We start from the raw sequence: 20,598 nt of genomic DNA, 5'->3' as shown, positions 1-20,598 counted from the left end.
TACCCAATATCCCAATCTTTCTAAACCGATCGCATAATACTAGGTAGTTTTTTCTTTTACTTATTACGTAATACCCGCACAAGAAGCATTTTCATTATTTCCATTGCTATTACTGCTCCGATGGCCAACCCAGCTGCAATTAACCATTCGTTTAAGCCAAAGGAATCAGGAATGGCGAATACTTCTCTAGCAAAAGGCAGGATGGTAACTAAATAAAGCAAGAAACAAATACCAACTGCTCCTAATACATATTTATTAGAGAATAGGCCCACACCAAAGATTGTTTGGGTGCTAGAACGTGCAGCAAAGGTTTGCAAGGAACGAGAAAGGATTAACGTGGTGAAGGCCATCGCTACTCCTAATTCATCTGAATGCTGTAAACCAATATAATGAGAGATAATAACCGCAATACCAATTAATACCCCTCTTACAACGACCGCTCGAAGCGTCCCACCTGCAAAAATTCCTTCTTTCACGTCCCGCGGCTTTCGCTTCATAACACCAGGCTCTGACTTTTCCATTCCAAGAGCAATGGCTGGTAAGGAGTCGTTTACCAAGTTTATAAATAATAATTGTAATGCTGTAAAGGGATTTGCCCATCCTGCAATAACCGCAAACAAAATGGCTATAATAGCACCGAAGTTTCCTGCAAACAAATAACCAATTGATTTTTTGATATTGTCAAAAACAGTTCTTCCTACTCCTACAGCATTTACAATCGAAACAAAGTTATCATCCGTAAGAATCATATCGGCTGAATCTTTAGCAACATCTGTCCCGCTTCCCATTGCAATACCAATGTCTGCCTGTTTTAGTGCTGGCGCATCATTGACTCCATCACCTGTCATCGCAACAATTCGATTTTTCTTTTGCCAAGCTCGCACAATGCGGATTTTATTTTCTGGAGAAACACGTGCATATACAGATATTTGTTCTAATTTTTGATTCAGTTCTTCATCTGATAATGCATCTAATTCTTGGCCTGTTAAAGCAATATCATTATTCTCCATTAATCCGATTTTACGGCCAATGGCTTGTGCTGTGGTTTTATGATCTCCTGTAATCATTACTGTACGAATCCCCGCATCTTTTGTTTGCTCAATCGATCCGTAAACAGCTTCACGTGGTGGATCCATCATCGCCGTTAAACCAACAAGGATGAGATCCGATTCATCTTCTTCCGTAATAGTTCTCTTATCTTCGGGCACATGCTTATATCCATATGCAAGAACTCTTAATGCTTGATTGGAAAAATCCTCATTAGCCTCCTGCAACTTCTTTAACCAATCGTTTGTAAATGGCTCTTCCCTTTCATTTACTAATATTTTTGTCGCCCGGTTAAACATAACATCTGGGCCACCTTTTACAAGCATGAAACGTTTATTATCAATGGTATGAATCGTAGACATTAGTTTGCGATCCGAATCAAACGGTAATTCTGCTTCTCTAGGATATCTTGAGCGAATTTGTTCATAATTTCTTTTACCATCATTATAGAAGTTAATAAGCGCCACTTCTGTGGGATCTCCCACTTCTCTATTTTCTTTATTAATGTACGAATCATTACATAATACAGCTATATTCAGCAAAAAAGTTTCCGAATGATTCCATTGAGAAGGATCTAGTGGTAAATGTTCTCTTACTCCTTCCGGTATAAAATAATCGGTTACGGTCATTTTATTTTGTGTCAATGTTCCAGTTTTATCTGTACATATCACACTGGTAGAACCAAGCGTCTCGACTGCAGGCAACTTTCGTATAATAGCACTCTGTTTTGCCATTTTATTAGTTCCAACCGACAAGACAATGGTTACAATAGATGATAAAGCTTCTGGAATAGCCGCTACGGCAACGGCTACTGCAAATAGTAACGCATTAAGAATAGAAGTTGTAACATCAACATTTTCATCTCCTAACCATATTCTTAATGCTTGAATAGCAAAAATAAGAATAGATAAGAGAAGAATTCCTACTCCTAATTTTTTACTAAATTCGGCAAGCTTCTGTTGTAATGGTGTTTGTTTTTCCTCTGCCTTATTAAGCATATCAGCAATTTTACCAATTTCCGTTTTTTCCCCTGTACCGGTTACAACAAAGGTCCCTCGGCCATAAACGACTAGTGAACTACTGTATACCATATTAATCCGGTCGCCAAGTGCTGCTTCCTCAACTATTACTTTATCTTGTTTTTCAATAGCTTCTGATTCCCCTGTTAACATTCCTTCATTTACTTTCAGAGAACCACTTTCTAAAATACGTCCATCTGCTGGGATAAAATCACCAGCTTCTAGAAAGACGATATCTCCTGGAACTAACTCCCGTGCAGGAATTGTGATATTGGTATTATCTCGCCTTACTTTTGCCTCCGGTGCACTCATATTACGTAAAGCATCTAAAGAACTTTCTGCCTTTTTTGTTTGAATCACACTAATAACAGAATTTAGCAATAACACTAAAAAAATAATAAGAGATTCAACAAATTTCCCCATGATTAATTGGATAATAATTACTAGTAATAAGACAATAACCATTGGGTCTTTAAACGTTTCTAAAAAGAGCTTCCAAGTTGGTATTTTTTCTTTATCTTGTAGCTCATTGTAACCCTCTTTTTCCAAGCTTTCTTTTACTTTGTCTGTTGATAGTCCTTGTTCAGATGACTGTAAATCTTTTAATACTGCTTCTTTATCCTTTTGATAAAATTCCACGTGACTTTATTCAACTCCTTATGATTCCGTCTTATTACACCTTAATGAAATGGAACAAATAAACTGTTCTTTGTTCATATGTATAGCGGCATACTTCTATTTAAAACCCCTTCCCATTATTTAATTTTTATAAACCTGTCTCAAAAAACAATGGAATAGTTGTATTTTGCCTCCATCTTTCCTTTTCATGTATGGTTGAAACTTTAAAGATAAGCAAAAAAAACTGACTAGAATCATCTAGTCAGTTCAAATAAGGGGAAAATGAGAATAGCGTTAAGCTAACTTGTAAAAAGAGCTTATGCTATTTTTATTTATACCCACTATTTTTAAGGATAAACCTGTTTTTTTAAGAAAGTTTCGCAGCTGCTTTTACTGCTTCCATAACTTCTTCCGTTGTAGACATTTGTAATGCTTTTGCTGCTAATTCTTCCATTTCTGCTTTAGAAAGATTTAGAATTTGTGATCTTGCTTTTAAGATAGATGTAGCACTCATAGAGAATTCATCTAAGCCTAATCCTAATAATAAAGGAATAGCTGTTTCATCTCCTGCCATCTCTCCACACATACCTGCCCATTTACCTTCTTTATGTGCTGCATCAATAACCATTTTAACAAGACGCAGAATAGAAGGATTGTATGGTTGGTAAAGGTATGAAACGCGTTCGTTCATACGGTCTGCAGCCATTGTATATTGGATTAAATCATTTGTTCCAATACTGAAGAAGTCAACTTCTTTCGCAAACTGATCTGCAAGCACTGCTGTAGAAGGAATTTCCACCATGATTCCTAGTTCGATTTTGTCTGCAACTTTAACGCCTTCAGACACTAAATTAGCTTTCTCTTCTTCTAAAAGAGATTTAGCTGCACGGAATTCATTTAATGTAGCAATCATTGGGAACATAATTTTCAGATTTCCATATGAGCTTGCACGCAGCAATGCTCTTAATTGCGTACGGAAAATATCTTTCTCCTCCAGGCAAAGACGAATTGCACGGAAACCTAAGAATGGGTTCATTTCTTTTGGCAGATCTAGATAAGGTAATTCTTTATCTCCACCAATATCTAATGTACGAACAACAACTGGCTTCCCTTTCATGCCTTCAAGAACAGCTTTATAAGACTCAAATTGCTCATCTTCTGTTGGAAGCTGATCTCTTCCCATGTATAAGAATTCTGTACGATATAAACCGACAGCTTCTGCACCGTTATTCGTTACCCCTTCTAAATCATTAGGTGTACCGATATTTGCAGCAAGTTCAACGTGAACACCGTCAGAGCTTACTGTTTGTTCATTAACTAGTTTAGCCCACTCTGCTTTTTGCTGTTCATATTGCTCGGCAACTTTTTTATAGCTTTCGACTACTTCAGGTGTTGGATTAACATGGATTTCTCCTTTTAATCCATCAACAATGACTAAATCGCCATTATTAATTTCTTCTGTTGCTTTTTTTGTCCCTACAACAGCAGGAATTTCTAAAGAACGAGCCATGATGGCAGAGTGAGATGTTCTTCCACCAATATCTGTTGTGAATCCCTTAACAAATTGGCGGTTAAGTTGTGCCGTATCAGATGGTGTTAAATCTTCTGCAACTACTACTACTTCTTCAGAAATCATACTTGGATTTGCTAAATGTACGCCTAAAAGGTGAGACATTACACGCTTTGTTACATCGCGAATATCTGCAGCTCTTTCTTGCATATACTCGTTATCCATTGATTCAAACATCGTAATAAACATGTCTGTTGTTTCTTTTAATGCAAATTCTGCGTTCACTAGGTCTGTTTTAATTTTGTCTTCAATAGGTGCAATTAATTCTGGATCACTTAATACTAATAAATGCGCTTCAAAAATAGCAGCTTTATCCGCACCAAGCTCTTTATTAGCTTTTTCACGAATAGCTTCTAATTCTGATTTCGCTTTATTTAAAGCTTCTTGAAAACGAGAAATTTCACTTTCTGCATTTTCCACACTAGTCTTTTCAAAAGAAAGATCTGGTTCAACTAGGCGATAAGCTTTAGCAATGGCTATTCCACTAGATGCAGCAATTCCTTGTAAAAAACTCATTATTCTGCTAAACCTTCTTTATTTAAAGTTTCTTGTAATCCATTAATTGCTTCCTGTTCGTCGTTACCTTCAGCAATAATTTTAATATCAGCACCTTGAGCAATACCTAATGACATAACACCCATAATCGATTTAAGATTCACTTTTTTCTCTTTATATTCTAATTGAATATCTGAGTCAAACTTGCTAGCAGCTTGTACTAAAAGAGTCGCCGGTCTAGCATGAATTCCTGTATCTGCAATAACTTTAAATTGTTTTTCTACCATAATAAAATCATTCTCCTTTATCGATTAAGTTATAAGATGTTAACATAAGCTAAACTTTTCAAACTTAAACAACCTTAATATAAACCAACAATTGTTTATCATAAATAATATATAATTTATATATTACAATTGTAAACTGAAAGCTATGTATTTTGTCGAAAAAAATTAATTGTCTATGTACACAAACTTTCTTTACAACCATTTATAGCATCTTCTAAAAAGATGAGAACAAGTAGAATAGTGTTCAAAATAGGCAGGTAATTTAAGTTTTTTGAAAAAGACATCTCAAATGAAAGAATAGCATTTCTTTGTTATATAGACAATCAAAATTTACTAAACGACAAAAAATAGTTAACTTTATGGGGAATTTTAGGGGAATTAGTCCAATTTTGGATGATTAATTCCTGTTTATAAAATCCCCAAAAAGTTAACTTTTATTCAATTAGCTGCATTTAACATTATCTAAAAAAAGAAACTGTACTTCTTGCAATTCAGACAAGGATTTACATAGAAACATTTTAAAATGAAAAATATATTGCATTATCTCCTTAAACAAGCTTAAATATTATTAAAACTTCCGAGTTACATTAATTCTATGTAAAAGTGATTACTTTTTCTAGACTTAGAAACTAGAGCATTTTCCAGTTTAATGCCATTACTCTCCAAGCATTAATGATTTAACTGGATCATGGACAAAAGAGAGGGAAATTATGAGATACAACCGGAATGAATCTTTTCGATATCAATTAACTGATTTTATAGATGCTACATTTACTGTAAAAGTTGACGAAGCTACTCTTTCTAGAAAAGGTCATGCTTTTATAAATAATATAAGCCCCAACGGGTTACGTTTCCGAACAGAATATGACTTACCAGCTGATGATACACGATTACTTTTGCAGCTTCAATTCCATCTAAATAGAAGAGAAATAGTAATGCCTGGTCATATATCGTGGAAGAAAAAAATCGGAAATCAATATGAATATGGCTTTGAAGGCACAGGAAACAAGGTAGCTAAGCAGCAGATTATCAGGGGACTAAAGGAACTTTCCCGAATAGAGAACAAAGAGACACCGTAATTAATTTACGGTGACCTCTATTGATAAACCCCGCTTATGAAAAGCGAGGTTTTCTTGTATTCACTATATATTATAGAGAGCGAATTAATTTCAACCCTTTAACTTCTCGGTTCATCCATATATTTATACGTAACATCTCCTCCTATTTCCGCAATTCCTTTAAAATGTTTAAAATCTTCCCTCTTTACTAATTCTGCACGGAATGTAAGAAAATCCTCTTTTTTTACTCGATAGCTTTCTATTTCTCTTTTCATTAACTTGTCTAAAACTTCTTCCGCTATTTCTTTATTCATCCTCTTCACCAATTAACCTTTCCTTCATTTTTTGACCATATTTTAAATTACTTTTTTACTTTAAGTAAAGAATTCTACATAATTCCTTTTTATGTCACTATTTTTGATATTATTATGTATAATTCTACTAATTATGTTATAATATCATCTAATATCAGAAAAGTGTATGCATTTTAATCATCAAGGATAGTCGAATATCGGTTATTCTAGAAACTGGTTCCTCATACCACTTTCTTTTCGCATCAAAATACATAATTTTTCGATAAACCAGCATTTCCCTTTATTTATTAATGAGGTATAGAAATAATTATTTAGTAACAAGCACTTATAAAAGGAAATAACACACATTTTATTCATATTTTCATAGTATATATTTAGTAAGTTTATATACCTATATGTTTACGAATAAGTTCTAAGTAGTGAAAACTATATTCAGAATTTATATAAATTTTGGAATGATAAGGAGAGATTGTGCGTGAAAATAGCTGAGGTTGGAAATATTATTGAATTTAGAGGCTTGCAAGGCATTGTTGAAAAGGTAAATGAAAATTCAGTTATTGTCGATTTGACTTATATGAATAATTACCGTGATTTAGAACTTGAGCAAAGAACCGTTGTTAACCATAAAAATTATCGTATCATTAAATAAACAAGAAACAGAAAAAAGAAGTCAGATTGGGAATTTCCCCACTTATTGACTTCTTTTTTGTATGCGCTTTACCTATCTCTATATTATAAGGAAGAAATTACTCTTCTGCTAATTCCTTTTTCGTTTTTACTTTTCCATGCGGTTTTTGTTTTTGTTTACGTACAGTCCATTCTCTTTCCTTTTCTCTCTGCGCTTTTGACACTTTTCTCACCTCCATCCATTCCGTTTTATCATGAACAGTATTTTGTTTTTTATCCATTGCTTTCTTAACGTTTCATGACTATTCTCTCCCTATCTAAGTGACACTATGTTTGCAAATATTCTGTTGACCACTTGAACAAAAACTGTTAACATCACATTATATTTCTTAAATAATTGCATGCTATGAATGTTATGGATCAAACTATAACAGGAGCAGCTTCTGGAGAGACCGTTCTGTTAAAAACGGCACCGAAGGATTCACAATCTCAGGTAAAAGGACAGAAGATCAACCAATACATACTTAAAGTTATCGTGTCCTGGTTCTTCTTATCCTTTGAAACAGATTGGTGTCTCCAATCTGTTTTTTTCATACATTCTTACCTACTCTTTTATTTAAGATGTAAAACAATAGCGAATTATGAGGTGAAATGATGGTTCAACAACGTCGCGCAGTTGTCAGCGTAATTGGAAAAGATCAAATCGGGATTATCAGCAAGGTTACCACAATCCTTTCTAATAATCACATTAATATCCTAGATATAAGTCAAACCATTCTCCAAGATTTCTTTACGATGATGATGCTCGTAGATATCACGGATAAAGAAAACTTAGATAACTTAACAAAACAGTTTGACGAACTAAGCCAGCAGCTTCATTTAAAAATAAATATCCAATTAGAAGAAATCTTCCAATCTATGCACCGCGTTTAAGAAAAGAGGGTCCAATAATGAAAATTGCATTAAATGAAATGATGGAAACAATCAACATGGTACAGATGGAGAATCTTGATATTCGTACTGTGACAATGGGAATCAGTCTTTATGATTGTGCTGATTCTGATTTTCAAAAATTAAATGATTCTGTATACAAAAAAATTACAACTTATGCAAGCAAATTGACAGAAGTGGCAAATGCGGTAGAAAAAGAATATGGAATTCCCATTATTAATAAGCGTATTTCCATCACTCCTATCGCAGAAATACTCGGAAATAGTACAGTAGAACAGGCCGTAATGCTTGCAAAAACCCTAGATAAAGCTGCAAAAGATTTAAATGTAGATTTTATTGGTGGATATTCTGCTCTTGTTCATAAAGGCATTTCTAAAGGAGATCAAACATTATTAGATGCTCTCCCAGAAGCACTTTCTGTGACGGACCGTGTTTGTGCTTCTGTATCTGTTGCTACCACAAGAACAGGAATTAATATGGATGCTGTCAAACAAATGGGAGAAATCATCAAAAAAGCAGCAGAAAATACGAAAGACACAAATGGTTTAGCTTGTGCTAAGCTAGTTGTCTTCTGTAATCCTGTGGAGGATAATCCCTTCATGGCAGGTGCTTTCCATGGAGCTGGTGAAGGAGAAGTCGTTATCAATGTAGGGGTTAGTGGTCCTGGAGTCGTTTTAAGTGCACTAAAAAAATACCCTGAAGCAGATTTAGGCGAAGTATCAGAAATCATCAAAAAAACAACCTTTAAAATTACTCGTGCTGGTGAATTAATAGGTCGTGTCGTTGCAGAACGATTAAACGTACCGTTCGGTATTATGGATCTATCCCTTGCTCCAACAAATGCTATTAACGATAGTGTTGCAGAGATATTAGAAGAAATCGGCTTAGAACGAGTTGGAACACATGGCACTATTGCTGCCCTTGCGTTAATGAATGATGCAGTAAAAAAAGGTGGTGCAATGGCAAGCAGCTATGTCGGCGGATTAAGTGGAGCCTTTATTCCCGTGAGCGAAGACAATGGTATGATTAAAGGAATTTTAGACAATAGCCTAACCCTGTCTAAATTAGAGGCGATGACATGCGTCTGCTCTGTCGGTCTTGACATGATTGCTCTTACTGGAGATGCTACAGCTGCTACTTTATCTGCCATAATTGCCGATGAAGCAGCCATTGGGATGATTAATAAAAAAACAACAGCTGTTCGTGTTATTCCTGTTCCAGGGAAAAAAGAAGGAGAAATCGTTGAATTCGGCGGATTATTAGGTCGTGCACCAGTTATGGGTGTCAATCCATATAGCTCTGATAAACTAATTAATCGTGGTGGACGTATTCCATCTCCTCTACAAGCTTTAATTAATTAGTAATTATTATATACTGACAAGAAGTATTCCTATCACTTCCTAAACAATAGGATACTTCTTGTGCTGCTATTCATCACTTTGGTATAGGCTTTATCCATAAGAATAGTAAGAAGACTAAACTTATATATCCAAATATAGGATATAAAAAGGATAATAGCGTACCATATTGCACGTAACTAATTAGATAAGAAACTAAAATAATTCCTCCAATTATAACCATGCTTGGTAAAGGAATAAAACTGCGCAGCTGCCTCTCTAACCCATAGATATTCCCAATAACAGAACTAAAAATTTCTCCATAAATGACTAAAATATATACCCATGAAAGCTGCGGGGCTAAATTTTTCATAATAACAGCCATCGGAATGGAATACCGATAAATATCTGATAGCATAATAAGAGAAAAATGACTAGATATTAGTATAAGCATTAAAGCGATTCCTCCTAATATCCCTCCCCATTTAGCCACTTCTTCATCGCCAATTTCAGAAGCAGCAGGTACTAGAACCGCAATGGCCAAAGCTAAATTCAAAGCCGTATACGAAAATGGAGAACTTATCGTTTTCCATGAAATATTCTCCATCTGAAATATCTCATCAACAAATCCAGGCAAAGATAAAGAAAGTAGAAATAAAATAAAACTGAACGTGATCATAATGGGTACAACAAAAGTATTTACAGCAAACAATCCCTTTGTACCAACCCTCATAACAAGTAAGGAAAGAATAATGGTAAAGATGACACCAATGCTTTTATTCAGCCCAAGCTGCTCTTCAAATACAGCACCTGCTCCTGAGAACATCACTGCACAAACACCTAAAAGCATCAATAATAATAGAAAGTTAATCATGTTTCCAACAATGTTACCAAACAAGTAAATGGTAAATTCTTGATAAGAAGATGCCTTGATTTTGACAGATATCCTCATTAATTTTGCTCCGAAATATGCAAAAATAATCCCGCTTAAAAGTATCCCTAAAAAACCGACAAATCCATATTGTGAAAAGAACACTACTATTTCTCTCCCTGTCGCAAAACCAGCACCAACAACTGTGCCTACATAAACTGCTGCAAGCTGAATTGCAGCACTCCATTTATTTTTCACATATTTCCCTCCCTACATCAACTATATGTAGAAATGGACAAACAATGACGAGCATTTTAGCCTATTAAAAATTTATTTTATCCATGACGTTTAACCCTTTTAAAATAGGAAAATTGGTATAGATACAAAGGAGGTTTAATCATACTAAAAATTTCCAAATTTTATTTTGAGGCAAAATACTTGAAAGTCAAAAAAGGTCAAAGTATAATCATAATTACAAAAGGTCAATATTAGTCAAATTCAAAAGGAGGATATTTATAATGAAATGTGAAATGTGCCAACAAAATAATGCAACAATCAGTTTACGATTTGTTTTAAACAATATGGAAACCACTATGAACCTTTGTCATGCATGTTATCAAAAAGAAAAGCAAAAAATGACAGCACAAAGCGGCCCAATGTTTTTCCAACCTTCCCCTTTTGATGAGTTATTTCAATCATTTAACCAATCAAATCCAATAGGGGGAGCTAGTGCTTCAAAGGAAGCTCCTTTTACTAACAATCATAGAAAATCAGGTATTCTTGACAAACATGGGAAAAACTTAAATCAAATGGCGAATGCTGGTTTGATTGATCCCGTTATCGGCAGAGAAAATGAAATCGAACGTGTTATTGAAATTCTAAATCGGAGAAATAAAAACAATCCCGTGCTAATCGGTGAACCTGGTGTCGGAAAAACAGCAATAGCGGAAGGCTTAGCATTAAAAATTATAGAAGGTAATGTTCCAAAAAAATTACAAAACAAAGAAATTTATTTATTGGATGTTGCTTCTCTTGTATCGAATACTGGAATTCGTGGACAATTTGAAGAAAAAATGAAGCAAGTAATTCAAGAAGTCCAAGCTCGAAAGAATGTAATCGTCTTTATCGATGAAATTCATCAGTTAGTTGGTGCAGGCTCTGCAGAAGGCTCAATGGATGCAGGTAATATTCTAAAACCAGCACTGGCTCGTGGCGAATTGCATATCATTGGGGCAACTACCCTAAAAGAATACCGTCAAATCGAAAAAGATGCTGCTTTAGAGCGAAGATTCCAGCCGGTACAGGTAAGTGAACCATCTGTTGAGGCTACTCTTTCCATCTTAAATGGTATAAAGGATAAGTATGAAAAGTTCCATGAAGTTACTTATACTGAGGATGCAATTAAAGCATGTGCAGAGCTCTCTCACCGTTACATCCAAGATCGCTTTTTACCAGATAAAGCAATTGATTTAATGGATGAAGCTGGTTCTAAAATGAATCTTTCTTCTACTTATCAAAACACAGAAGAAATTGAAAATCGTCTTACTATGATAGCAAAAGAAAAGGAACAAGCATTAAAAGAAGAAAATTACGAAAAAGCAGCTGAATTACGTAAAGAAGAGCAACAGCTTGAAAAAGCTATAAACGAACCAAATATCGAAGAAAAACCGATTGTCGATGTGGCTCTTATTCAACAACTTATCGAAAAGAAAACAGGTATTCCTGTTGGAAAACTACAAGAAGATGAACAACAAAAAATGAAGTTTTTAAGTGAACGATTAGCTGTAAAGGTGATTGGCCAGGACGAGGCAGTTCGAAAAGTGGCTAAAGCTATTAAGCGTAGTAGAGCGGGACTAAAATCGAAAACAAGACCAATTGGAAGCTTCCTATTTGTCGGTCCAACCGGGGTCGGAAAAACGGAACTTACCAAAACACTTGCAGAAGAATTATTTGGCACTAAAGACAGCATGATTCGATTAGACATGAGTGAATATATGGAGAAACATAGTATTAGTAAAATAATTGGTTCTCCTCCAGGCTATGTCGGTCATGAAGAAGCAGGACAATTAACGGAAAAAGTAAGAAGAAATCCATATAGCATTATCCTGCTAGATGAAATCGAAAAAGCACATCCTGATATCCAATCTATCTTCCTGCAAATTTTAGAAGATGGACGTTTAACAGATAGTCAAGGACGTACGGTAAGCTTCAAAGATTCTGTTATTATCATGACAAGTAATGCTAGTGTTGGTCATAAGCATAAAGTGGTTGGCTTTGGAAATAATGATGCCATTGAAGAAAGTAATTTATTACAAACATTAGGAAACTTCTTTAAACCAGAATTCCTTAACCGCTTTGATGCGATTATTGAATTTAAAACACTTGAAAAAGAACACTTACTTCGCATTACTGATTTATTGATAGAAGAACTTGCACAAAACTTGCAAGAACAGAATATTACGTTACATGTGGAGGACGCTGCAAAAGAAAAAATTGTGGAACTCGGTACCCATCCAAGCTTCGGAGCTCGTCCTTTAAGAAGGGTGATTCAAGAACATTTAGAAGATCAACTGGCAGATGTTATTCTTGATGATTCATCTGTAACAGAATTAACAGCTGTTCTAGAGGATGACCAAATTAAAATAAAACCAGTTCTCTCTAAAACATTATCATAAATAAATAACTAAAACCGTGGGAGGAATTATTCCCACGGTTTTTTAATTTTATAGATTACGGTCATCTACTGAATTTAACCATTCATCGATTTCCCCTACTACAGATTCCACACAGCCTTCTTCAAAAGGAGAAATTAAATTAGCTGCTTTGACTAATTCTGTAAATGGCATACTGCCTCCCAAGCCGCAAAGCTTTACATAATCTTCCCAAGCTTCTTCTTTATTCTCTCTTGAACGTTTCCAAAATTGGAAGGCACATATTTGTGCTAATGTATAATCAATATAATAGAATGGGGAATTATAAATATGTCCTTGTTTTTGCCAGAAACCGCCATTTTCCAAATATTCATTTCCATCATAATCAAGATGAGGACTATATTTTCTTTCTATATTTCTCCATGCTTGCTTCCTTTCTGATGGAGTAGCCGTTGGGTTTTCGTAAACCCAATGCTGAAATTCATCAACTGATACTCCATACGGAAGGAATAGCAGAGCAGAACTTAAATGAGAAAACTTATATTTTTCTACATCTTCTTTAAAGAATAAATCCATCCATGGCCATGTGAAGAACTCCATACTCATGGAATGAATTTCTGCTGCTTCATATGTTGGCCAATAGTATTCTGGGATAGCAAAGCCGCCGCTAGAATACACTTGAAATGCATGACCTGCTTCATGGGTTAAGACATCAATATCGCCTGAAGTGCCATTAAAGTTTGAGAAAATAAATGGTGCTTTATAATTTTCGATAAAAGTACAATAGCCACCACCGGCTTTTCCCTTTTTAGCGACCAAATCCATTAATTCTGTTTCTCTCATATAAGAGAAGAAATCGCCTGTTTCTTTTGATAATTCATTATACATCTTTTGCCCATTTTCAACGATCCATTCTGGATCGCCTTTAGGAGCTGCATTTCCAGTTACAAATTCGAATGGTTCATCATAAAACTTTAAGGAGTCAACTCCTATTCTTTCTCTTTGTCTTTCTTTTAATTTAGTTGCTAGTGGGACGATATAGTCTTCTACTTGTTTTCTAAAGGCCGCAACCATATCTGCATTATAATCTGTGCGGTACATACGATAATAACCTAATTCGACGAAGTTTTTATAGCCTAGCTTATTAGCAATTTCTGTACGAACCTTTACCATATCATCGTATATTCTATCTAACTGCTCTTCATGTTCACGGAAAAAAGCGAACCGAGCTTCACTTGCTGCCTTTCTTGTTTCGCGATTTTTTGATTCTGTAAATGGCTGTAATTGTGCCAGTGTTCTTTCTTCCCCTTCAAACAAAATCTTGGCTGAGGCAACAAGCTTAGTATATTCAGTAGAAAGTTTATTTTCTTGCTGAAGTAATTCAACGATATCCTCTGAGAATACCTTTAATTGTGCCTCTGCTAATGCAAATAATTGCTTGCCCCATTTTTCCTCTAATTGTGGTTTAAATTTTGATTGAACAAGCGCTTGATAATACTTTGTAATAAGCCCTTCTACCTTTGGTGATATCTCATCGATATAATCTTGTTCTTGCTGGTAAAACTCATCATTTGTATCAACAGAATGGCGAATATAGCATAAATTAAACATAGTGGAAATGTCATTTCTAAGCTCATTTATTTTTTCCATTGCTGCCATTTGTTGGTCTAAATGCTCTGCCTTATTAAACTCTATTAATAATTCGTCCATTTTAATCGTAAATTCATTTATATCGGGTCTTTTGTATGTAAATTCCGAAAACTTCATTTTTTTATATCCCTCCATTTTTAACTAGCTTCTCTAATTATACATGAAAACTAGGAAGACCAATACAAAAAAGCGAATATTCATAATGGAAGATTTAATTCCTAACAAAATAAATCTTCCATCTGAAATACTCGCTTATTATAAGTTACTTTGTCTTATTTATCTCTAACAGATAATCCAAGTCTTTTTATTAATTCAATTGCGGTATCTTTTTCTTCTGTTGTCAATTCAGACATGATTTCATGAATTCTTTGCTCATGATTTGGGAAAATATTTTCTATTAATTCCTTACCATTATTAGTAATTTGAGCAAATGTAACTCGTCTATCAGTTGGACAAGCAACCCTTACTAAATATCCTTTTTCCTCTAATTTATCTACCACATACGTGATACTTCCACTTGCTAATAAAATCTTTCCCCCAATTTGCTGCAGCGGCTGATCGCCTTTATGATACAGCAATTCCAGCACTGCAAACTCTGTCGGATTCAAGCCGTTTGCCGTGATTGCCTTATTCACATTTTCATTTATTGCCCGATAAGCACGTGACAATACAATATATAACTTTAATGATTGATCGATATCTTTTTTTGCCATTTATAAACTTCCCTTATTAGTATATAATTCACTATCTCGAATTCAGATAAATTATATTATTCCCTAAGGATTTTGTCAATTTCCCGATGAAATCTACCCCCTTCATTGAGCTTTCTCTATTTCATGTTATAATTATATCTATATATTGGAATTACCCTATGGAGAATCTATTGATGAAAATAAACACACACAAAAGGCTTTTATATTTTGCAATTGTCGTTATTCCGATCATTATTACAGCTATTCTATTCTTTTATTACCAAGTAAATAGAGAAGAAGCAAAAAATAAGGCTCATGCAGAATGGGTAGCCTCTATTCACCAACGACAATGGGACTCTTATATAAACAAAATCGTCTCTTCTTTAAATATTCTAAGTCTCTCTATTCAAACTAATACCGATTCAGCAGAAGAAATTAATAACCTATTAAAAAAAGTGTTTACGAATGAGCATATTTATGGTGGTTTATTCCTGCTTGATAGTTCAGGTAAAACAATTGCTGGTGTTAACGATACGTATGATTCGATCGATATCTCTGAAGAGGATTATATAATGGAAGCTATTCATTCAAAGGACTTAGTAATTTCTAATAGAGAAGAAGTATTAAGTAACGGTCAGAAAGTAATCGGTATTGCCATGCCCATTATAAGTGACCATAATCAATTAAACTCCATTATAACTGCTTATCTCCGTGTCGATTACTTAATAAATATCACGAAAATGCTATCATCAGAGGAAAATATCGCCATTATGAATGAGCAAAAAGAACGCATTCTTTATATAAATGATGGTGCATCGATCAATAAAAAAGAAGTTATAAGCATGCCAATTGATCGTCTGCCCTGGACCATCATTGTGGAATTAGAAAAACCACATATTTGGAACATCGTAAAATCGAAAATATGGCTCCTTCTTTTTTTTATGGTGATTTTCCATTTCGTTTATATGCTTTTAATTCTTTACTATCATCGTAAAATAAGAGAAGAAGAAGCAAAGCAAAACGAAATTCAAAAATTAGAACTTGTCGGCAATTTAGCTGCTAGTTCTGCACATGAAATTAGGAATCCTCTAACCGGAATCAAAGGTCTCATTCAATTATTAAGTGAGAAATATCACGATCAGCAAGACCAGCTTTATTTTTCTATTATCCAAAAAGAAATTGTACGAATAAATGAAATCGTAAGTCAATTCCTTATCTTAGGAAAGCCAACTGCACAAAATAAGCAAAAAATAAATTTAAAATTAATCATCGCAGAACTTAATCCGCTTATCGTTTCGGAAGCAAATTTATTTAATGTAAAATATACAGAAAAGATATCTGACCAAGACATTTATATTCTCGGGATCGCCGACCAAATGAAACAAGTATTACTTAATTTAACCAAAAACGCTCTTGAAGCGATGGAAAATGGCGGGCAGTTAGAACTTTCCATACGTTCCGTTAAGTCAAACGTAATCATTACAATCACCGATAATGGCATTGGCATGTCCAATCAACAGTTAAAGAAAATATTTGAGCCATTTAATACTTCGAAGGAAACAGGGACTGGTTTGGGGCTCGTTGTATGTAAAAGAATCGTTGAATCATTCGATGGTGAAATCCATATATCCAGTAGGGAAAAGAAAGGCACGAAGGTAAATATAATCTTACCTATTATGAAATAATTATTTATCTATTCGCTTCTTGCATCATTAATGCTGTTCATCTTCTATTATTCTTCTTAAAAGAAGGATAGTAGCTATTGAACAAAAGAAGCGTTTTTTATTTTGTCAAAATATTGGTGGATAATAGGATAAGTAGTTTAAGGGAGGTCACATCTTTCTTTAAAGAAGGGCATTGATTTGGATGAAATATCATTAAGGTAATCACTGCCATTACCCTTCACCATTTAGTTATCTATATACAACCTCGGAATAATTTTTCCGTTTATATCGGTTAGCATTGGACCAAAAAATTCGCGTGTTTTTATATTGTCGTTTTATTTGTTTTCTTTTCTCACTTTCATAGCGAAAGACAAGCTGATATTCATAGATTAATTTATCGAGTTCTTGACTCAATCTAATGGTCTCCTCATCAATTGTTCCACGCTCTTTCGCTGTTTTAATCATTACCTCCCTTTTATCTTGAATTTCAAATAATAATTCTGTTTTCCTACAATACACCTTACTTCCTCCTAATCAAATTCCTTACTTACAAACAATGCATTAATTGTTTACTTGATGAATTATTACAATAAAACAAATAAAAGTAAATAGATTCGCAATATTAGACATTTTTCTAAGTCAAAATAGGCATTTAGACTTATTTTCTCTTGATTACACTTCTTTTTTTCGACAAAAATACTGCTGAAAAGAGTCGAAAACAACTTACAACAACAGAAAGCGCTTTCTTTCTAGTCGCTTTCACCTATCAGTAAACATCTTAGTATGAAGGATCATCAGCACTTCTGGAAATTAGTCTATTAAGAGCAAAAGGCAAAGAATCATACGAAATTGTTATTTCCCATGATTCTTTGCCTTTTTTCGACTGAATTCTTATCTATTATCGAGGAATTACTTAAATATCGAGAGTGTTTTTAATCTTTCAACCGCCTCTTGCAATCTCTCTTCTTCTGTCAATAAACCAACTCGGACATATCCCTCCCCAAATGTACCAAAGCCCGAGCCTGGAGCCATTGCAATATGTACTGTTTCTAATAAATAATCACTAAATTCTTGTGACGTAAACCCATCTGGTACTTTTAACCATGCAAAGAATGAACCTTCAGGAGCATTGACTTCCCAACCAATTTTTTTAAGACCATTTATGAAGATATTTCGTCTTTGTTCGTAAAGCTGATTCATGTCTCTAATACACTCTAAAGATTCTGTTAATGCCGTATAGGCAGCTTCTTGAATCGCTCCAAATAAACTAACATATAAATGATCTTGATAAAGATTTATAGCGGAAATGACACTTCTATTTCCAACTGCAAAGGCAACTCGCCAACCTGCCATATTAAATGTCTTAGACAAAGTATAAATTTCTACACCAATATCTTTGGCACCCTCTACTTGTAAAAAGCTAAGCGGCCTTTTTCCATCAAACCCAATCGCTCCATATGCAAAATCGTGCACAATACATATATCATGCTGTTTACTTAAAGAAATTGTTTCAGCGAAAAATTCCTTTGTTGCTATTGCTCCAGTAGGATTGTTCGGATAATTTAAGAACATTAACTTTGCTTTTTCTAAATCTTCCTTTCTCACTTCCTTGTAGTTTGGTAAAAAATTATTTTCTTCACGCAATGGCATGAACACCGTCTCTGCATTTGCTAAAGCAATCCCAGATAAATAGTCGGGATAACCAGGGTCTGGAACCATTACTGTTTCGCCTGGATTTAATAAACATATAGGTATCTCTACAAGGCCGGCCTTTCCTCCAAATAATATCGCCACCTCTGATTCAGGATCTAAGTCAACATCGTATTCTTTTTTGTAAAATTCACTAATAGCTTCCTTTAAATGTTTATATCCTCGAAATGGAGAATATTTATGATTCTCAGGCTGTTCGGCAGCCACCTGCAAGCTCTTGATAATGTGAGAAGGTGTCGGTTGGTCTGGATTTCCTTGCCCTAAATTAATCACATCATATCCTTTTTCAATATAGCTGTTAACTTTACTAACTAATGAAGCAAAAAACTGCTCTGGTAAATTCTTTAATAATTGAGATTGATCATATTTCTTCATGTACTCACACCTTCTTCAATGATAAAACCTTCCAATTATTATTGGATAAACTTCTATTAGGAAATTTCGACTTTAAACATTCCCTAAGTGATTAAAATAGAAATAATCGTTTAATAATTCGCTTTTTTATGATATAACGAAATTAATATAATAATTGAATTTTTTTGTTGATTAACATTATAACGGAATTTAACGAAGATGAATAGAGGTGGAATCATTTGAAATTACAGATTAGTTTGGTTCAAATGGATATCGCATTTGGCAGGCCTGAAGAGAATTTTAAACAAGTAGAGAAAAAAATTGCTGCTTGCAAGGATAACAGTGATATTGTTGTACTGCCAGAATTATGGTCAACCGGCTATGATTTAACAAGATTAGCTGCGATTGCTGATAAACAAGCTCAAAATACTATTTCTTTTTTAAGTAAATTAGCCACCAAATATAGCGTTCATATTGTTGGTGGATCAATTGCTAATAAGAAGGAAAAGGGTGTTTACAATACACTTATTGTGATAAATAAATCGGGTGATGTGGTACATACGTATGATAAACTTCATCTTTTTCAACTGATGGATGAACATTTATATTTAAAGAGCGGGACAACTAATGGTCTTTTTTCTTTAGAGGATAGACACTTTGCCAGTATGATCTGCTACGATATTCGTTTTCCAGAGTGGATAAGAGCACATACAACAAAAGGAGCTGAAGCCATCTTTGTAGTAGCTGAATGGCCAGAACCGAGATTGGCACACTGGAGAAGCCTGCTTATTGCACGAGCCATTGAAAATCAATGTTATGTAATTGCTTGTAATCGTGTCGGAAATGATGCAAATAATATCTTTGCTGGGCATAGCATGATTATTGACCCATGGGGAGAAATTATTGCAGAAGCAGGGGAGAAAGAAGAAATTCTAACAGCTTCGATTAATTTAGATAAAGTAACAGAGGTACGTAAAACCATCCCAATATTTGCTGATCGAAAACCAGAATATTATACGTGATTTTTATACATATTAACCTAGGACTGTTTATATCAGATAATGATAAACAGTCCTTTTTCTTCACTTCGCCCACATTTCCTCAGGGTTAAGTTCATATATACTATTTTCTCGATACATAAAGTGATTAATAATAAATTCTCTTCTTATTGTCGCGTAGTCATCAAAATATTGCTGGATATAAGCATTTATTTCTTTTTCTTCATATTTCCTGCCAAAAACCAGCCCCTCAAGCATGTATTTGAGCACTATTAACTTTTTCTTTCTTTGCGAAGGAATATTTTTAAGTCTGCCCTCTTTAGTAAAAAAGTTCTCAATGATTTTTGCTTGTTCCTCTTTAGTAACAGTCATAATACTCTCCTCCATTCCAATTGTTAATTTTCTTAAAGACTCGTTTTGTTGTAAAATGACTGATTTATTCAAGAAAAAATAAATCGTATTTTTATCTCTGCGTTCATACACAACATTTATGTCACGCATTTTCTTTAAATGATGCGTAATGGTTGGGGCAGATAGACCCAGTTTTTCTGCTATCGCTTGACCATTCCATGGTTTATTTGCCAATAAGGAGATTATTTTAATTCTGGTGGGATCCCCCATTGTTTTATAAAATGCAACCATTTTATCTAATTGCATTCAATCACCTACTTTGATTATTATCTAA

At 34.3% G+C, this 20,598-nt stretch carries 18 protein-coding genes and 1 riboswitch; of the genes, 7 read left to right on the top strand and 11 right to left on the bottom strand.

Annotated elements, in window-relative coordinates; all coding sequences use genetic code 11:
• Window positions 1-56 precede the first annotated feature (56 nt).
• From NSQ89_RS05935 to NSQ89_RS05925, 3 genes are all read right to left on the bottom strand, one after another.
• Entirely contained in the window at window positions 57-2,705 is a 2,649-nt protein-coding gene (locus tag NSQ89_RS05935) for a cation-translocating P-type ATPase (RefSeq protein ID WP_341132371.1), read from the bottom strand.
• 346 nt (window positions 2,706-3,051) lie between these two features.
• Complete coding sequence (gene ptsP, locus NSQ89_RS05930; RefSeq protein ID WP_047942965.1) at window positions 3,052-4,770, bottom strand: phosphoenolpyruvate--protein phosphotransferase; 1,719 nt, start codon at window positions 4,768-4,770, stop codon at window positions 3,052-3,054.
• On the bottom strand, window positions 4,770-5,036 hold the full coding sequence (locus NSQ89_RS05925) for a phosphocarrier protein HPr (protein ID WP_016200927.1): 267 nt from the start codon (window positions 5,034-5,036) through the stop codon (window positions 4,770-4,772). Before NSQ89_RS05925 ends, ptsP begins: the two co-directional genes overlap by 1 nt.
• Window positions 5,037-5,746: 710 nt before the next feature.
• Between NSQ89_RS05925 and NSQ89_RS05920 the strand changes: the two genes are divergently transcribed.
• Window positions 5,747-6,115, top strand: a complete 369-nt coding sequence (locus tag NSQ89_RS05920; RefSeq protein ID WP_341132370.1) for a PilZ domain-containing protein — start codon at window positions 5,747-5,749, stop codon at window positions 6,113-6,115.
• Window positions 6,116-6,213: 98 nt separating this feature from the next.
• Here NSQ89_RS05920 and NSQ89_RS05915 read toward each other — a convergent pair whose 3' ends face one another.
• Window positions 6,214-6,408, bottom strand: coding sequence for a hypothetical protein (locus tag NSQ89_RS05915; RefSeq protein WP_047942963.1), 195 nt, complete (start codon window positions 6,406-6,408; stop codon window positions 6,214-6,216).
• 475 nt (window positions 6,409-6,883) lie between these two features.
• On the opposite strand from NSQ89_RS05915, the gene NSQ89_RS05910 reads away from it, so the two are divergent.
• Complete coding sequence (locus NSQ89_RS05910; RefSeq protein WP_082138361.1) at window positions 6,884-7,057, top strand: YkvS family protein; 174 nt, start codon at window positions 6,884-6,886, stop codon at window positions 7,055-7,057.
• A gap of 97 nt (window positions 7,058-7,154) precedes the next feature.
• On the opposite strand, the gene NSQ89_RS05905 is transcribed toward NSQ89_RS05910, so the two are convergent.
• Window positions 7,155-7,259: a DUF6254 family protein gene (locus NSQ89_RS05905; protein ID WP_220040981.1), complete on the bottom strand. Its 105-nt coding sequence runs from the start codon at window positions 7,257-7,259 to the stop codon at window positions 7,155-7,157.
• Window positions 7,260-7,468: 209 nt separating this feature from the next.
• Window positions 7,469-7,550, top strand: a riboswitch (glycine riboswitch).
• A 139-nt stretch (window positions 7,551-7,689) separates the two neighbouring features.
• Between NSQ89_RS05905 and NSQ89_RS05900 the strand changes: the two genes are divergently transcribed.
• Window positions 7,690-7,968 carry an ACT domain-containing protein gene (locus tag NSQ89_RS05900; protein ID WP_047942962.1) on the top strand — a complete coding sequence of 93 codons (279 nt, stop codon included), beginning with the start codon at window positions 7,690-7,692 and terminating at the stop codon, window positions 7,966-7,968.
• Between the two features lie 17 nt (window positions 7,969-7,985).
• On the top strand, window positions 7,986-9,347 hold the full coding sequence (locus tag NSQ89_RS05895) for a PFL family protein (protein WP_047942961.1): 1,362 nt from the start codon (window positions 7,986-7,988) through the stop codon (window positions 9,345-9,347).
• Between the two features lie 73 nt (window positions 9,348-9,420).
• Here NSQ89_RS05895 and NSQ89_RS05890 read toward each other — a convergent pair whose 3' ends face one another.
• Window positions 9,421-10,452, bottom strand: a complete 1,032-nt coding sequence (locus NSQ89_RS05890) for a YkvI family membrane protein (RefSeq protein WP_047942960.1) — start codon at window positions 10,450-10,452, stop codon at window positions 9,421-9,423.
• Window positions 10,453-10,712: 260 nt separating this feature from the next.
• Here NSQ89_RS05890 and NSQ89_RS05885 point away from each other — a divergent pair, with 260 nt between their 5' ends.
• Window positions 10,713-12,869: an ATP-dependent Clp protease ATP-binding subunit gene (locus tag NSQ89_RS05885; RefSeq protein WP_336044863.1), complete on the top strand. Its 2,157-nt coding sequence runs from the start codon at window positions 10,713-10,715 to the stop codon at window positions 12,867-12,869.
• 48 nt (window positions 12,870-12,917) lie between these two features.
• Here the strand turns inward: NSQ89_RS05885 and NSQ89_RS05880 are convergent, their stop codons facing one another.
• Window positions 12,918-14,612 (bottom strand): M3 family oligoendopeptidase, encoded by a 1,695-nt coding sequence (locus NSQ89_RS05880; protein WP_061796808.1) that lies wholly within the window; start codon window positions 14,610-14,612, stop codon window positions 12,918-12,920.
• Window positions 14,613-14,767: 155 nt separating this feature from the next.
• Entirely contained in the window at window positions 14,768-15,208 is a 441-nt protein-coding gene (locus tag NSQ89_RS05875; RefSeq protein ID WP_047942957.1) for a MarR family winged helix-turn-helix transcriptional regulator, read from the bottom strand.
• A gap of 173 nt (window positions 15,209-15,381) precedes the next feature.
• On the opposite strand from NSQ89_RS05875, the gene NSQ89_RS05870 reads away from it, so the two are divergent.
• Window positions 15,382-16,872, top strand: a complete 1,491-nt coding sequence (locus NSQ89_RS05870; RefSeq protein ID WP_047942956.1) for a PAS domain-containing sensor histidine kinase — start codon at window positions 15,382-15,384, stop codon at window positions 16,870-16,872.
• A 228-nt stretch (window positions 16,873-17,100) separates the two neighbouring features.
• On the opposite strand, the gene NSQ89_RS05865 is transcribed toward NSQ89_RS05870, so the two are convergent.
• Both NSQ89_RS05865 and NSQ89_RS05860 read right to left on the bottom strand, forming a co-directional pair.
• A complete protein-coding gene (locus NSQ89_RS05865; RefSeq protein WP_053215712.1) occupies window positions 17,101-17,370 on the bottom strand; it encodes an aspartyl-phosphate phosphatase Spo0E family protein in 270 nt (89 codons plus the stop codon).
• Between the two features lie 390 nt (window positions 17,371-17,760).
• On the bottom strand, window positions 17,761-18,936 hold the full coding sequence (locus NSQ89_RS05860) for a pyridoxal phosphate-dependent aminotransferase (RefSeq protein WP_061796811.1): 1,176 nt from the start codon (window positions 18,934-18,936) through the stop codon (window positions 17,761-17,763).
• Between the two features lie 218 nt (window positions 18,937-19,154).
• Here NSQ89_RS05860 and NSQ89_RS05855 point away from each other — a divergent pair, with 218 nt between their 5' ends.
• Window positions 19,155-19,937 carry a carbon-nitrogen family hydrolase gene (locus tag NSQ89_RS05855; protein ID WP_341132369.1) on the top strand — a complete coding sequence of 261 codons (783 nt, stop codon included), beginning with the start codon at window positions 19,155-19,157 and terminating at the stop codon, window positions 19,935-19,937.
• A 60-nt stretch (window positions 19,938-19,997) separates the two neighbouring features.
• Here the strand turns inward: NSQ89_RS05855 and NSQ89_RS05850 are convergent, their stop codons facing one another.
• Window positions 19,998-20,570 carry a DUF2087 domain-containing protein gene (locus tag NSQ89_RS05850; RefSeq protein WP_095257634.1) on the bottom strand — a complete coding sequence of 191 codons (573 nt, stop codon included), beginning with the start codon at window positions 20,568-20,570 and terminating at the stop codon, window positions 19,998-20,000.
• Between the last annotated feature and the right edge of the window lie 28 nt (window positions 20,571-20,598).

This window comes from Niallia sp. FSL R7-0648 (genome assembly GCF_038007005.1).
Classification (GTDB): Bacteria; Bacillota; Bacilli; order Bacillales; family Cytobacillaceae; genus Niallia; species Niallia circulans.
The sequence above is the reverse complement of the archived record's forward strand: the minus strand, read 5'-3'. Positions and strand labels throughout refer to the sequence as shown.

Excerpts from the sequence above, each read along its gene's own strand:
- NSQ89_RS05920 (WP_341132370.1), top strand. The coding sequence starts at position 5,747 with ATGAGATACAACCGGAATGAATCTTTTCGATATCAATTAACTGATTTT.
- NSQ89_RS05850 (WP_095257634.1), bottom strand. The coding sequence starts at position 20,570 with ATGCAATTAGATAAAATGGTTGCATTTTATAAAACAATGGGGGATCCC.
- NSQ89_RS05860 (WP_061796811.1), bottom strand. The coding sequence starts at position 18,936 with ATGAAGAAATATGATCAATCTCAATTATTAAAGAATTTACCAGAGCAG.
- NSQ89_RS05900 (WP_047942962.1), top strand. The coding sequence starts at position 7,690 with ATGGTTCAACAACGTCGCGCAGTTGTCAGCGTAATTGGAAAAGATCAA.
- NSQ89_RS05885 (WP_336044863.1), top strand. The coding sequence starts at position 10,713 with ATGAAATGTGAAATGTGCCAACAAAATAATGCAACAATCAGTTTACGA.
- NSQ89_RS05875 (WP_047942957.1), bottom strand. The coding sequence starts at position 15,208 with ATGGCAAAAAAAGATATCGATCAATCATTAAAGTTATATATTGTATTG.
- ptsP (WP_047942965.1), bottom strand. The coding sequence starts at position 4,770 with ATGAGTTTTTTACAAGGAATTGCTGCATCTAGTGGAATAGCCATTGCT.
- NSQ89_RS05870 (WP_047942956.1), top strand. The coding sequence starts at position 15,382 with ATGAAAATAAACACACACAAAAGGCTTTTATATTTTGCAATTGTCGTT.
- NSQ89_RS05915 (WP_047942963.1), bottom strand. The coding sequence starts at position 6,408 with ATGAATAAAGAAATAGCGGAAGAAGTTTTAGACAAGTTAATGAAAAGA.
- NSQ89_RS05895 (WP_047942961.1), top strand. The coding sequence starts at position 7,986 with ATGAAAATTGCATTAAATGAAATGATGGAAACAATCAACATGGTACAG.
- NSQ89_RS05880 (WP_061796808.1), bottom strand. The coding sequence starts at position 14,612 with ATGAAGTTTTCGGAATTTACATACAAAAGACCCGATATAAATGAATTT.
- NSQ89_RS05925 (WP_016200927.1), bottom strand. The coding sequence starts at position 5,036 with ATGGTAGAAAAACAATTTAAAGTTATTGCAGATACAGGAATTCATGCT.